Here is a 13968-nt window from a genome sequence, read left to right as displayed (position 1 = left end):
CCTTCATTCCGGGTCGGATACCGTGGCAAGTCGGATCATGTTCATGTGCTGAGCGTGTGGTGGCCCCCTCCCGAGGGGGCCACCAGCACGCCCGTTCAACAGGTGGAGCTTTACGGTGAGCGGTGCTGTCCCGAGCGGTTTTCTCGCTCTGCCGAGAGTCGACCCGACCCTCGCCCGGGAGGTCCAGGACGACCTGGAGAAGGTCGAGGAGCTGCTGAGGGAGTCGGTGCGGTCCAGCGACCCCATGCTGACCGAGGCCGCCTCCCACCTGCTGGCCGCCGGAGGCAAGCGCTTCCGCGCCATGTTGGTGCTGCTCGCGGCGCACTTCGGTGACCCCCGGGTCCCCGACCTCATCCCGGCGGCGGCCGTGGTCGAGCTGACCCACGTGGCCACCCTGTACCACGACGACGTGATGGACGAGGCGGAGCTGCGCCGGGGCGAGCCCAGCGCGAACCAGCGCTGGGGCAACACCATCGCGATCCTCACCGGCGACTACGTGTTCGCCAAAGCTTCGACCATGCTCGCGGACCTGGGCACCGAGGCGGTCCGCCTCCAGGCCGAGACCTTCGCGCGCCTGGTCCAGGGGCAGATCCTGGAGACCTCCGGGCCGCGTGACGGGATCGACCCGCTCGACCACTACCTCAACGTCATCGACGACAAGACGGCGTCGCTGATCGCCTCGTCGGCCGAGTTCGGCGGCATGTTCGGCAAGGTCGACCCGGAGACGGTGAGCACCCTGACCCGCGCCTGCGACGCGCTGGGCATGGCGTTCCAGCTGGCCGACGACATCCTGGACGTGGCCAGCGAGAGCGCCGACTCGGGCAAGGTCCCCGGCACGGACCTGCGCGAGGGCGTGCTGACGCTGCCGATGTTCTACGCGATGCGCTCCCAGGACCCGGCCGACGAGCGGCTGAAGTCGCTGCTGGGCCGCCCGCTGGTCGACGCCGAGGCCGAGGAGGCCCTGGGCCTGCTGCGTCCGCACCCGGCCATGGCCGAGGCCGACGCCACCCTGCGCGGCTGGTCCGAGAAGGCCCGTGCGGAACTGTCCACCCTGCCGGACATCCCGGCGCGGGACGCCTTCCTGGCCCTGTGCGACTACGTGGTGGAGCGCTCCGGCTGATCCGCCCCCAGACACGTCGCGGGCCCCGCCCGGAACCACGGTTCCCGGCGGGGCCCGCGTGCGTGCGGGGGAGGACCGGGGCGCGCACCCTGGCCGGGGCGCGGGGGCTCAGACGGCGGGCAGCGGGACGCCCAGCCTCTTCCGGGTCCGCGCGTACTCGGCCGCCGGACTCCGGGACATGTACCCCCACAGGTTGCCCTGGCCGAAGGGGACGACGGTCCCGGCCCGTTCGAGGGCGGCCGCCGCGCGCTCGTCCTCGAAGCACAGGGTGAGCGCGGAGCCGAAGGCGTGCGCGTCGCGGGCCACCAGGGGGTAGTCCGGGTCGCCCTCCAGCCAGCGGTCGGCGGCCTCGACGATCTCCGCCGTCACCGCCGTCTCCGTGTAGTGGATCGTGAGCAGGTCGCGCGTCTCGCTGACGGTCTCGGCCTCCTGCTCCCTGATCCAGTAGATGGCCTTCTCGTAGTGCGCCTGGGGGACCAGGACCAGGGAGCGGTCCCCGGCCGGGGCCTCCCGGGCCACCTCCCGCGCGAAGGCGAACATCTGCTCCTCCGAGCCCGACCACTTCCGGCACAGCACCTGGAGCCGGGACTCCAGGGAGGCGTGGTGGCGCGGGTCGAGTTCGACGATCCGCTCCCACATGTGGTCCAGCTCCTCGCGCGGCAGGCCGGACCCGAGCCCGAACCACTGGAGCTGGTCGAGGGCCGTGGGGGTCAGGCTCATCCGGGCCGCGTACGCGAGCGGCTCGAAGGCCGAGGCCAGCGTCTCCCGGAAGAGCTCGAAGCGGTCGTGCCCGACGTCCTTGGCCCATCGGCCCGAGCGGATCTCCCAGGCGGCCTTGATCCGGGTGACGCCCGCCCACATGAGCAGGTCCGGCTCCGGGTCCGGCTGGTCCATCCCGGCCTCCAGCGCGTCCAGGAGCGCGGTGCCCTCCTTGGAGAGCACGTGCAGGCGCAGCGCGCGCAGCTGGGGGTCGTTCACGGCCAGGAGGGCCAGCCCAGCGGTGAGGTCGCCGTCGAGGACGGCGGGCAGGGCCGCGGTGAGCTCCGGGTCGTGCCAGGCGTCGCCGTGGGTGAGGCCGTGTCTGCGCACGACCTGATCATCGCTCCGGCCGAGGAGCTTGTTGAGAACCATGTCCTGATTCTTGTGCTCCGTGAAGAGGACGAACGCGACTTACGGGATCGAAACGGCAACGGTTCGAGGATCGGGTGAGGGCCGCAACCGCCAGCGCCCTTCCGACGTCTCACCCGGTGACGTCCCCTCGGTCCCCGACGGAAGGGCGGACCCATGCCGCACCGCTGGTTCACCGGCCCCGAGCCCCTCGCCGCGGGCGACCCCGAGCGGGTGGGCGGGCACACGCTGGCCGGACGGCTGGGGGAGGGGCGGTCGGGCACCGTCTACGCGGCGCTGGGGCACGACTCCCAGCCCTTCGCGCTGCGCGTCTTCCACTCGGGGTTCGCGGAGGACCCCGGTTTCCGGGCGCGGCTCCGCAGAGAGGTCGACCTGGTCCGTGGGATCTCGGGACCGTTCGTCGCCCGCCTCCTCACCGCAGACCCGGACGCGCCGCGTCCGTGGCTGGCGACGGAGCTGGTCCCCGGGCCCGCTCTGGACCGGTGGGTCCGGCACGGGGGGCCGCTGCGCGGCGGCGCCCTGCTGGGTGTCGCGGTGGGGACGCTGGACGCCCTGCGGACGCTGCACAGCCGGGGCGCGGTCCACCGGGACCTGCGGCCGGGCAACGTGCTCCTCACGTCCGGGGGCCCGAGGGTGCTCGACGCCGGGATCGCCCGAGCCCTGGACGCGACCGTGCTCAGCCGCACCGGCGGACCGTGCGGGGACTCGGGCTGGATCGCGCCCGAGAGGTACCGGGAGGGGGTCTCCGCGCCGGGCGGGGACGTGTTCGCCTGGGGCGCGCTGACGGCGCTGGCCGCGACGGGCCGGGAGCCCTTCGGAACGGGGACGCCGCAGGAGGTGGCGGGGCGGGTGCTCTGGGAGGAGCCCGACCTGGAGGGGGTCCCCGCCGATCTGCTCTCCCCGGTGGCGGCGGCGCTGGACAAGGACCCGGACCGGCGGCCGGGGGTCGGGGACCTGCTCCGGGAGCTGACCGGGCAGGCCGAGCCGTCCGAGGAGGCCGTGGCCGCGGCGGGGCGCGGCTGGCCGGGGAGCGCGCGGCCCCCGGAGCGCCGGGGGCGGTGGTCCTGGCGGTGGCCGGGGCCCCTCACCCTGCTCCGGCCGCAGGGGCACTGACCCTCCGGGCTGAGTCGGGGGTGTCCCCGGGGCGGGGGCATTGACGAGAATTTGAACGTACGTACAATCAAATCACTGCGCTCGTTACCGGGAGGCCGACATGACCCCAGCACGCGTCCTCATCTCCGGCGGAGGGATCGCCGGTCCCGCCCTGGCCCACTGGCTGCGCCGCCACGGCATGCGTCCGACCGTCGTGGAACGGGCTCCGGCGGTGCGGGACGGCGGCCACCGCCTCCAGATCGACGGCGCCGGTGTCGACGCCCTGCGCCGCATGGGCCTCCTGGCGGAGCTCCGCGGGCTGGGCGTCCCCTCACCGGACGGGATCCACCTCGACTACGGAGGGAGCCGGGAGGTGGTCATCCCCGGTGTGCCCACCCTCGTCTCCGGCGAGCCGGGGCTCGTGCTCCGCAGGGGAGACCTGTGCGAGGTGCTCCACCGGCACGTCCGCGACGACGTCGAGTACCTGTTCGACGACTCTGTGACCGCGCTCCACGAGTCCGAGGACGCGGTCACCGTGAACTTCCGCAACCGGGAACCGCGCTCCTTCGACCTCGTCGTCGGCGCGGACGGCATGCACTCCCGCCTCCGCTCACTGGTCTTCGGCCCGGAGGACGCCTTCCGGCGGTACCTGGGCACCAACCTCGTCCTCTTCGACCTCGACCGCCACCGCGCCCCCACCGGCCACGTGGTCGGACGCATCAGACCCCGGCGCGGCGTGCTGCTCGCCCCCCTGCCTGATCCCGCGCGACTGGAGTGCACGATCCTCACACGGGACCGGGACCCCGTGACCGACCCCGAGGCGCATCTGGTCGCGGTGCGGGAACGCTTCGCGGGCGACGGCGAGGGGACCGCCCGGGTCCTCGCCGCCATGGAGGACGCACCGGCGGTGCACGTGGCACCCAGCGCGCAGATCCGCATGGGCACCTGGACCCGGGGCCGGGTGACCCTGCTCGGGGACGCTGGCTACTGCCCCGACCCGATGACCGGCCAGGGCAGCACCCTCGCCCTGGTGGGGGCGTGCGTCCTCGGCGGCGCGATCGTCCGGGCGGGCGGCGACCACCGGGCCGCCCTCCCCGCCTATGAGCGGGCGATGCGCGCGTTCGTCGACGCCAACCTGGCCATGGGCGGCACGAACACCGCGGTGGCCGCCCCGGACACCGGCCCGGCCGGGCTGAGGGCGCGCGCGTGGGCCCTGCGCGGCCTCACCCGGCTCTCCTCCCTCGTCGGGACGACACCCGCGCTACGGCGGGCCTACGAGTTCCCGCTCGCGGAGCACGTCCCGCAGTGAGCGGACACGACGGCGGCGCCGCCCCGGTGCGTGGGGCGGCGCCGCGATGACGGTACGGGGAGGACTACCTGACGAGGGGGAGCGCCTCGGAACCCGGCAGGTCCATGAAGGTGGGGTGCTGGACCATGCCCTCGGGGGTCTCCTGCTCGGCGGTGCCGCCCTCGATCGAGACGAGGTCGCTGGTGTCCAGGTCGTTGAGCAGGTCCGTGCCCCGGCTCAGGCCGTGGACCAGGTCCTCGGCGGTGGTGGTGTCGATGCCCTCGGCGACCTGCGGCAGCTGCGCGTCGGCCAGCGGACCCTGGAGGGAGACCGGCTCCGCGGAGCCGAGGTCGGACGCGCCGGTCATCAGGGCGTCGGTCAGGTCGGTGACGCGGGGCGCCTCCGGGGCCTCCGCGAGGGTCGCGGGGGCCGCGGGGGAGCTCTGCGGAACGGTGGTGAGGTCGCGGTCCTCCCAGGCGCGGTTGCCCACCATGCCCAGGACCTCCTCCTCACCGAGGTTCACGTAGTTGTCGGCGGTCAGCTCGGTGGCCTCGACGACGTCCTGGAGCTGGTCGGGGGTCTCCAGGCCGAAGGCGGCGGCCAGGTCCCACATGTTGGGCGCGGTGAGGTCGGCGCCCTCGGGCGGGACGGCGGCGCTCGTGTGGACGGGCGTGGGACGGGGCTCGGACAGGGCGCTGACCGGGTTGAGCTCGTTCAGCACCAGGGCGTTGTCACCGGTGAGGTCGGTGACGTTGCCCGCGACGTCGTTCAGGGAGGGCGCCTCGCTCAGCTCGGGCAGGCGGCGCTCCTCCAGGCTCGGCAGCCGGGTGGTGTCCAACTCGGGCAGGACCAGCATCTCGTCACGCAGGTCGGCGGCGGCCTGGACCGTGTGGGGCAGCACCTCTGTGGCGGTGGACTCCGTGGTCGTGCCCGCCTGACGGGCGGTGTCCTCCACGGCGGTTCCGGCGTCCTGGGCCGTGGACTCCAGGTGCCGTCCCACCGTGTGGCCGACGGTGTCGTGCGGGTCGCCGTCCAGGCCGGTGGCGTCCTGCGTCTTGGTGACGGTCTCGGAGAGCGGGGAGTCCGGGAGGACGGCGCCCAGGTCGGGGGCGGGCTTCTCGGCCTTGGCGGTCTCCTGGAGCTCGGCCAGCGCGCGGTCGGCGATCGGGGTGACGCCTTCGGGGGCGAGCGTGTTCACGGCCGGGGCCACGCCCTCGACGAGCGCGCGCTCGACGACGGGCGCGAGCTCCTGGGCCGGGGTGGCCAGGCCCTCGGCTCCGGCGACACCGGCGCCGAGGGCCACGAAGCCCGCGGTACCCGTGACGAGGAGTACGGCTCGGGCGGAGAAGCGCTTGGTGTGCGTCATGGTTTTCCTTCCCTGGTGAAGCTCTGGATGAACGGGACGGCCGGGCGGCCGTGCGGAGCCGGGGCGGACCACCGGCTGACGTGAATCACGTGAACGAGGGCACGGGACTCAGGTCAGCTCCCAGGAGGAACGTGCTGGGAACGGTCCGGGGGCGCCTCAGGCGCCCGGGGCGGGACCGTTCGCTAGTCCGGCGAGACCGTCAGGTCGTCGGCCGGGTCGGCGGGCACGGTGTGCAGCCGGTGCGCGGCCAGGCGCACGGCGTCGGCGGTGGGCGCGGGAAGCGGCGCCGCCGAGAGGTAACCGGCGACGGAGGGCACGGGGGCCGGTCCGTTGGCGGTGGGCGCGGGAGACCCGGTGGCGGGCTGTACGCGCTGGTGGTCGGGGGCGCCGTCGGCGTCCTCGCGCTCGGAGTCGTCCGTCCCGGAGCTCGGTGTCGCGGCGGCCTGGTGCGAGGTGGTCGCGGGCGGCACGGGGACGCCGTGGCCCTCGGGCCGCTCGGCGCGCTCGGGGTCCGCGTCCTCTTCGGAGACCCGGTCCTCCCCGGTCTCCTCCGGGGCGTCCGTCTCACGGGGCGCACCGGGCTCGGACAGCGGCAGGCCCTGGACCAGGCCGTGCTCGGCCGTGTCCCCGCGGCGGTCGATCTCCGCGACGAACCCGCGCACCTCGGCCACGGCGGGCTCGGGCAGGCTGACGGCGGCCTCTGCGGTGTCGGCGGTGCCCTTCTCCAGGCGCTGGTGCACGGTGCCGAGGGTGGTGGCCACCGGCGCGGTGACCTCCTCGGGCACGAGGCCCAACCTCGGCGCCTCGCCCAGCCCGAGGGCCTCGCCCGTGGCGGAGGCGGTCTCGGAGACCGGGGTCCCGAGGGCACCCGAGCCCAGGGCCGCGGTGTCCGCCTGCGCCGGTGCGGCGCCGAAGAGCCACAGCACGGCGAGGAGGGCGCCCAACACCAGGGGCGGGACGATCGCGGAGGGCACCACCGCGCACGCGGCCGAGGCGGCACGGAGCGTGCCGGTTCGGCTGGTGCGAGGAATCAAGGGGGCCCTCCGGGACGTGTGACCAGGTCGGGGCGGGGCAGAGCCCGGCGCCCACGACCTGACGTTAGCACAGTGTCACGGAGGGTAGTTTTGTTTGACCGAAACTGTCGGGGTCAGGGTCTGACGGCCTCACGACGGGCCGCCGCCCGGGCCCGCGAGCTGCGCACCTGGTCGAAGACGAAGACGCACACGGCCAACCAGACGAAGACGAACCCGATCCACCGGCTCAGCGGCATCTCCTCGCCCTGGACCAGCCAGCCGATCAGGAAGATCATGGTCGGCGCGATGAACTGGAGCATGCCGATCACGCTGAGCGGCACCTTGCGGGCGGCCACACCGAACAGCAGCAGCGGAAGCGCGGTGACGAACCCGCCGCCCACCAACAGCGCGGTGTGCCCGGGCGAGACCGACAGGGCGGTGCCCGCCCCGGTGGCCTCCAGGTAGACGACGAACCCCAGCGCGGGCAGGAACATCACCAGGGTCTCGACCGTCAGGCTCTGCATGCCGTCGAGGCTCACGTACTTCTTCACCGCGCCGTAGGCGGCGAACGAGGTGGCCATCAGCAGCGAGAGCCACGGGGTGGAGCCGTAGGCGACGGTCATCACCCCGACCGCGACCACGCCGAGCCCCACCGCGACCCACTGGGCGGTGCGCAGGCGTTCGGAGAAGAGGACCACGCCGAGGCAGACCGTCATCAGGGGGTTGATGAAGTAGGCCAGCGAGGCCTGGAGGGTCTGGGCGGTGGAGACCGAGTAGATGAACCCCCACCAGTTCAGCGAGATGAGCACCGCGGCCGCCCCGACCGGCAACAGCTGCCGGGGGTTGCGCAGCACCTGGGGCAGCCAGGACCAGCCGCGCCGGGCCAGCAGGAGGAACACGCACATGGCGAGGAGCGCCCACACCATGCGGTGGGCGAGGACCTCGGCGGGTTCCGAATCGGAGAGGAAGGGCCAGTAGAGGGCGGCGAAGCCCCACATGAGGAAGGCGGTCGCCCCGAGGGCGACACCGCGGTTGGAGTCCGACACAACGGCAATGGTAGGACGAATCCCCCCGCCTGTCTCCTGTCCGTCCCAGCCTGTGGACAACCTCCGGGGAAGCCCTGGACGCGCCGGATAGCCTGGAGACATGTTCGGCAGAAGAACCACCATGGTCGACCCCGCCCAGGCCCTTCCCGGCCGGGACACCGCGATGCCGGTGCCCTTCGGCCACACGGTGCTGGGCACCCGGCTCACCCCGCCCTACCCGGAGGGCAGCGAGATCGCGGACGTCGCGATGGGCTGCTTCTGGGGCGCGGAGCGCATCTTCTGGAGGCTCGGAGCGGAGCGCGGGATCATCACCACCGCCGTGGGCTACGCCGGCGGCTACACGCCCAACCCCACCTACGAGGAGGTGTGCTCGGGCCTGACCGGCCACACCGAGATGGTCCGGGTCGTCTTCGACCCGTCGCTGATCACCTACACGGAGATCCTCAAGGTGTTCTGGGAGGGTCACGACCCCACCCAGGGGCTGCGGCAGGGCAACGACGTCGGCTCGCAGTACCGGTCGGCGATCTACCACCACTCGGAGGCCCAGCGCGAGGCGGCCGAGGCCACCCGCGACGCCTTCCAGCCGGTCCTGACCCGTGCGGGCCACGGCCCGATCACCACCGAGATCGCACCGCTGAGGGCCTTCTACTTCGCCGAGGACTACCACCAGCAGTACCTGTCCGACGCGAAGAACCCCAACGGCTACTGCGGCATCGGCGGCACCGGCGCCAGCTGCCCCATCGGCGTGGCCTCCAGCGACGACTGACCTGGGCCCTGGCCGCATCCGGCCAGGGCCCAGGTCAGGGCACTCCAGAAGCGTGATCGAAGGGCCTTCGGACGCCGGAGTCCGGCCACGTACCGTCGCCCCCTGGTAGAGATGGGCAGTGCCTCCCCCTGCTCTTGGTGATGGCCGCCCATCCCCCGCGTGCCTCCTGGAGACCCATGTCCGACGAAGCCGGTGTCAACCCCTTCGCATCCCTGTCCAAGGCCGAGCTCGCCGAGGAGATGTCCGAGGCGATGGTCTATCTCGGTGTCGACTTCGAGACCGCCGTCGATGACCTGCGCGCTGTGGTTTCCCGGCACGTCACGGCAGGGCTGGGTGACTTCGAGACGGACGCCTTCCAGCACATTCGGTCCGTGGCCGACCATGGCATCGGGCTGGCCATGAACGTCCAGGGAGCCACGATTGAGATCGTCGACACCGACCACGAGAACGCTGAGGCCTACCAGGAAGGGCTGGAGGCGCTGGACCTCCAGATCAACTTCCCCTGACCAGCTCCCTCCGGTAGGAACGGATATCCCCCATGTCTATCCCCGCCATGTCTTTGGGCCTTCCCCCGGACATCGACGCCGAGCCCTCGGCCATCGAGAGCGGCGCGGAGACCCTCGACGGAATCTGTCAGACGATGTACGGGCGAGCCGAAGGCCTGGATGGTCAGTTCACCAACACGGCCATCGAGTTCACTGACCTCGTCTCCTGGGACATCAGTTCCGCTTCGGCCAAGGAACTGGAGTCCTGGCGTGAGGCCGGGGCCGCTCTGACGAACGGTGCGGCCGTCCTTCGGCTCTGGGCCGAGGACATCAAGGCCTATCGTCTGGTCCGCTCCGAACTCCAGCAGATGAGGAAAATGTCCACATCGTCCAGGGCGATGACGACGACATCGACACTGCGCGGGAGCTGTCCGGTATGGCGAGCGATGGTTTCGGAACGGCGTTGCATACGGAGGAGTTCTATGCAGACCCGGAGAACCCTGGTGAGACTCTGGGCAACCGGCTCGACCCAGAGGAAGACACTGGTCACAGCGGTTACTTCGAGGACGAGGAGAGCCTTGGTTACTTGGGAGATGTTCTCACCGGGGGGCGTCCCTGATGGCTGGCTCCCCCTCCGGCGACCCATTGGAGACAGGGGCTGACCAAGACCCCGGATCATGCCAGCCCTCGGGCCGGGAAGCCCCACGTGAGGAGTGGCCTGGGATCCGTCATCGGTGGCTCCTCCTGACGCTCGCTCTGGGGGCGGGATTCGTCTGCGGATCACTTGCGGCGTTCGTCAACGGGTTACATCCCGAGGACGGCGGGTTCCTGGAACTGTCAGTCGGCCTCTATGTCGTGCCTCCCGTCCTGCTCGGCTTGTTGGCGGCGAGGCCCTGGCTGGCGACGGTCACCGGCCTGTCCGTCTACTTGGCAGCGGTCCTGGGACATCTGATGGTCTCGGTGACGCTCGTGGACGACGTCAACGTGTTGGAGTACCGGGCGTGGGTCTTGGTGGGCCTCGTTGTAGGGCCCCTGCTGGGATTTCTCGGGGACCGGCTCCGCTCGGGGTCCACGTTCGCCCGGGGGTTCGCGGGCGGTCTCCCCCTGGGGCTGGTGGCAGTTTTCGCGTGCCTGTCCTTCCAGGTCTCCTCGGTGTCCGGGAGGGTCGGCGTTCACCCGGTCCCCGTGCTTGTGGAGGTGTTCCTGGCCCTGCTGCTGCTTGCGCTCTGCCGAGGTTGGAAGACCCGGAGCACGGCAGTACTGTGCGCGGCGGCGCTCCTCCTGCCGCTGGCCTTCGGAGTGGCCGCCCTTTTCATGCTCGTGTGGGTCGCGAGCGGGGACTACTGACCACATCGACTCCCGATTCCACGGGGCCACCGCGCCATCGGCTCCGGCTGTCGGGTTCGGAGGGTGAGGGCCTCACCGACGTGCCCCCGGATTCCCGGGCTCGCCCGAGGCGGAAGGATTCGATGAGCGAGACCGCAACCGCTGCTTCGAGCCTCGTGCGCCTTCTGGGGCTGGACGAGCGCCCCGAACCTCCGCTGTCCGCGCTTCGTGCGTTCTGGGACCGACACCTGTGGGCTCTGCTGCTCACGACCGCTCCGCTGGGCGCGGCGGGTGGTGTGTTATCGGCGTTGTACGTGCTCAAGGTGAACGAGTACCCGAGCGTCTCGTTCGGTCTGTTCGTCCTCCCCACGGTGCTGGCGGGCTGGGCGGCGTCGCGCCCGGGACACGCCACGCTGGCTGGGACGACCACACTGCTGTTCGGGGTCCTCGGGCACTTCGTTGGCTCCCGGTTCGTCGAGTACGCCCAGAACGACCTCGAATACCGGGGGTGGCTCGTCATCGGCCTCGTCTTCGGGGCGCTACTGGGCCATTTCGGCTTCCGGCTCCGTTCTGAGCGGACCATGCGGCGGGTGATGGCCGCTGCGGTGATCATCGGACTCTTGCTCGCTCCCTTGTACGTCTGGCAGGATTCTCCGACCTACCCGCTGAGGTCGGTCGATCCGCGCCTGTACCTCTTCGACCTCTGCGGGGCGGTCCTGGTCCTCCTGGCGTGTCGGGGGCTGGCACCCAAGGTGTTCGCTCTGGTCGTCAGCGCGCCGTTCGCGGTGATCTTCGGCGTCCTGTCGGTGTTCTCCTCCATTTTCCTGTGGGCCTCCGGAGGGGGTCGCTGACCACGGAAGAGACCCGATCACTGACCCCGGGTAACGAAATCCTGACTTGCGTTTCAGGTAACGAACAGATATCGGTGAAGGTGTGCGAGTCGATGAAGCCCCCCAAAACGCCGTAGCCCCGCCTCCCGCCGCCCCGACGGTCTCGAAGACCGCGTGGATGGGTTTCGCGCGGGTGGCCGCCATGGCCGCCGTCGTGCTGGTGCACGCCTATTCGCCGTTCGTGAGCACGACCTACACCGACCTGGGCGGCCCCACCTGGTGGGGGGCGCACGTGGTGGACGCCGCGCTGCGCTGGTGCGTACCGGTGTTCGTCATGATCAGCGGTGCGCTCCTGCTGCGCCCGCGCGACGAGGACGTCCGGGGGTTCTACCGGAAGCGGTGGGCCCGGATCGGCGTGCCGCTGCTCGTGTGGACCGCCGCCTACCTTCTGTGGCAGTTCTGGCGCGACGGCCTCGGGTTCCCCGACTCCCTGGCCCAGGCGGCCTCGGGGTCGCCCTCGATCCACCTGTACTTCCTGTACGTCATCGCCGGGCTCTACGTGTTCACGCCCTTCCTCCGCACGGTGGTGGCGCACACCTCGCGCACGGGCCTGTGGTGGTTCGCTGGCGCGGCTCTGTCGGTGGGCATGGTCGACCAGTTGTCCGCCCTCGTCGACGGGGTCGGCGGGGTCACCGCCGCCACCAGGTTCCTGCCGTTCCTCGGCTACTACCTGCTGGGCTGGCTCCTGGCGGAACGGGAGCAGGGGCCGCGCGACGCCCTCCACGGTTCGGTGGCCCTGGTCCTGGGCACCACCGGGACCGTCCTGGGCGCCTGGGGCGCCGCCGCCACGGCGGGCGAGTGGGGGACCGGTGCCGCGTACGTCTACGACTTCCTGTCCCCGACCGTGATCGTCGCGTCGGTCGGCGCCTTCCTCCTGCTGCGCACCTGGGGCACCCAGGTCGCGAAGCGGGGCCCCGGGAGCCGGGTGAACCGGTCGATCGCGGTGCTGTCCGGGCTGAGCTTCGGGGTCTACCTCGTGCACGTCATGGTCCTGTACACGCTGCGGGACCTCGGCGGGACCCCCGACGGGCTGGTGGGCCTGACCATCGCCGCCGGGTACGCCGTCGCCACGACGCTGATCAGCCTCGTCCTGGTGGCCGTCGCCCAGCGGATCCCCCTCCTGCGCGTCACCGTCTAGGGGCGAGGGCCCGCGCGGGAGGCGGCCCGGGGCGACCGGGCCACCCGGTTCGCGCCGGACCCCGGAAGAACTTTGGTAACCCCTTGTGTCACACCGGTAACGGGCTCGGCCGGGTGACCAGCGCTTCGTCGCTCGGGGGCCTTTCCCGCCCACTGAGGGCTCCTTTCCCGGGGGAGGGACGCTGCATAGTCTCGGGATCCCGTGGCGCCTCCAGCGCGCGGATCACCGACTTCCAGGGGAGAGTCCATGACGGCCCTGCACGGGTTGACGGTCGACCACCTCAGAATCCACACGGCGGACGCCGAGAAGGCCGCCCTGCGCATGCGCGACGGGTACGGGTTGGGCACCCTGGCCGAGAGCGTCCAGAACGACACCGAGCGGTCCACCATGGTGGGCGCCGGCGACATCAGGATGGTGTTCACCCAGGCGCTCACCGACGACCACCCGGTGGCCGACTACGTCCGCGCGCACGGCGACGGGGTCGCGGACATCGCCCTCACCGCCGGGGACGCCCGGGCCGCCCACGACCTCGCGGTCTCCCGGGGCGCGGAGTCGGTGGCCGCGCCCACCGAACGCGACGGGGTGGTCACCGCCACCGTCGGCGGGTTCGGGGACGTCACGCACACCTTCGTCGAACGCCCTCCCGGCACCGACGTGCGCCGCCTGCCCGGCCTCTCCCCGGTGGCCGGGGGAGGGACGACCGACCTCGGGCTGCTCACCGTCGACCACCTCGCGGTCTGCCTGGCACCGGGGCGGCTCGATCCCACGGTCGAGTACTACCGGAGCGTCCTGGGCTTCGAGGTGATCTTCGAGGAGCGCATCGTCGTCGGTTCGCAGGCGATGGTCTCGCGCATCGTCCGCTCCGCCGGGGGCGACGTCACCCTCACCCTCATCGAACCGGACCAGGACCTCGACCCCGGACACATCGACGACTTCGTGCGCGACCACGGCGGCCCCGGGGTCCAGCACATCGCTCTGAGCACCGCCGACGCGGTGAGCACGGTGCGGGCGCTGCGGCGGCGCGGGGTCGCCTTCCTGTCCACCCCCGGCGCCTACTACCGGCTGCTGGCTGAGCGCCTGGACCTGCGTAGACACACGGTGGACGAGCTCCGGGAGCTGGACATCCTAGTGGACGAGGACCACGACGGCCAGCTCTTCCAGATCTTCGCCCGCTCCACCCACCCGAGGAACACCGTGTTCTTCGAGGTGATCGAACGCCTGGGCGCCACCACCTTCGGCAGCGGCAACATCCGGGCCCTGTACGAGGCGGTGGAGCAGGGGCGCGAGGACTGACACACGGGAGCGGCCCC

Annotated in this window: 14 protein-coding genes; 10 read left to right on the top strand and 4 right to left on the bottom strand. The window is 71.8% G+C overall.

The window, feature by feature from the left end; translation table 11 throughout:
* Positions 1-115: 115 nt before the first annotated feature.
* A complete protein-coding gene (locus AC0VYL_RS24885; protein ID WP_475456441.1) occupies positions 116-1120 on the top strand; it encodes a polyprenyl synthetase family protein in 1005 nt (334 codons plus the stop codon).
* 108 nt (positions 1121-1228) lie between these two features.
* Here the strand turns inward: AC0VYL_RS24885 and AC0VYL_RS24880 are convergent, their stop codons facing one another.
* The gene (locus AC0VYL_RS24880; protein WP_475481632.1) at positions 1229-2251 is read right to left on the bottom strand and encodes a hypothetical protein; all 1023 of its coding nucleotides are present in this window, start codon (positions 2249-2251) and stop codon (positions 1229-1231) included.
* 153 nt (positions 2252-2404) lie between these two features.
* Between AC0VYL_RS24880 and AC0VYL_RS24875 the strand changes: the two genes are divergently transcribed.
* Both AC0VYL_RS24875 and AC0VYL_RS24870 read left to right on the top strand, forming a co-directional pair.
* Positions 2405-3361 carry a serine/threonine-protein kinase gene (locus AC0VYL_RS24875; protein ID WP_475481631.1) on the top strand — a complete coding sequence of 319 codons (957 nt, stop codon included), beginning with the start codon at positions 2405-2407 and terminating at the stop codon, positions 3359-3361.
* A gap of 100 nt (positions 3362-3461) precedes the next feature.
* On the top strand, positions 3462-4649 hold the full coding sequence (locus AC0VYL_RS24870; protein ID WP_475481630.1) for an FAD-dependent monooxygenase: 1188 nt from the start codon (positions 3462-3464) through the stop codon (positions 4647-4649).
* 64 nt (positions 4650-4713) lie between these two features.
* Here AC0VYL_RS24870 and AC0VYL_RS24865 read toward each other — a convergent pair whose 3' ends face one another.
* From AC0VYL_RS24865 to rarD, 3 genes are all read right to left on the bottom strand, one after another.
* Positions 4714-5994, bottom strand: coding sequence for a hypothetical protein (locus tag AC0VYL_RS24865; RefSeq protein WP_475456433.1), 1281 nt, complete (start codon positions 5992-5994; stop codon positions 4714-4716).
* 182 nt (positions 5995-6176) lie between these two features.
* Entirely contained in the window at positions 6177-7028 is an 852-nt protein-coding gene (locus AC0VYL_RS24860) for a hypothetical protein (protein WP_475481629.1), read from the bottom strand.
* A 113-nt stretch (positions 7029-7141) separates the two neighbouring features.
* Positions 7142-8053, bottom strand: coding sequence for an EamA family transporter RarD (rarD, locus tag AC0VYL_RS24855; protein WP_475456429.1), 912 nt, complete (start codon positions 8051-8053; stop codon positions 7142-7144).
* Between the two features lie 100 nt (positions 8054-8153).
* Between rarD and msrA the strand changes: the two genes are divergently transcribed.
* From msrA to hppD, 7 genes are all read left to right on the top strand, one after another.
* Entirely contained in the window at positions 8154-8819 is a 666-nt protein-coding gene (gene msrA, locus AC0VYL_RS24850; RefSeq protein ID WP_475456427.1) for a peptide-methionine (S)-S-oxide reductase MsrA, read from the top strand.
* Positions 8820-8995: 176 nt separating this feature from the next.
* A complete protein-coding gene (locus tag AC0VYL_RS24845) occupies positions 8996-9325 on the top strand; it encodes a hypothetical protein (protein ID WP_475481628.1) in 330 nt (109 codons plus the stop codon).
* A 32-nt stretch (positions 9326-9357) separates the two neighbouring features.
* On the top strand, positions 9358-9966 hold the full coding sequence (locus tag AC0VYL_RS24840; protein WP_475481627.1) for a hypothetical protein: 609 nt from the start codon (positions 9358-9360) through the stop codon (positions 9964-9966).
* Positions 9923-10651 (top strand): DUF6518 family protein, encoded by a 729-nt coding sequence (locus tag AC0VYL_RS24835; protein WP_475481626.1) that lies wholly within the window; start codon positions 9923-9925, stop codon positions 10649-10651. The genes AC0VYL_RS24840 and AC0VYL_RS24835 overlap by 44 nt, the downstream gene beginning before the upstream one ends.
* A gap of 122 nt (positions 10652-10773) precedes the next feature.
* The gene (locus tag AC0VYL_RS24830) at positions 10774-11481 is read left to right on the top strand and encodes a DUF6518 family protein (protein ID WP_475481625.1); all 708 of its coding nucleotides are present in this window, start codon (positions 10774-10776) and stop codon (positions 11479-11481) included.
* A gap of 157 nt (positions 11482-11638) precedes the next feature.
* Entirely contained in the window at positions 11639-12658 is a 1020-nt protein-coding gene (locus AC0VYL_RS24825; RefSeq protein ID WP_475481624.1) for an acyltransferase, read from the top strand.
* Between the two features lie 246 nt (positions 12659-12904).
* Positions 12905-13951: a 4-hydroxyphenylpyruvate dioxygenase gene (gene hppD / locus AC0VYL_RS24820; RefSeq protein ID WP_475456417.1), complete on the top strand. Its 1047-nt coding sequence runs from the start codon at positions 12905-12907 to the stop codon at positions 13949-13951.
* Positions 13952-13968 lie beyond the last annotated feature (17 nt).

Source organism: Nocardiopsis sp. iso_238, assembly GCF_056173325.1.
This window is presented reverse-complemented; position numbering and strand designations above follow the sequence as displayed.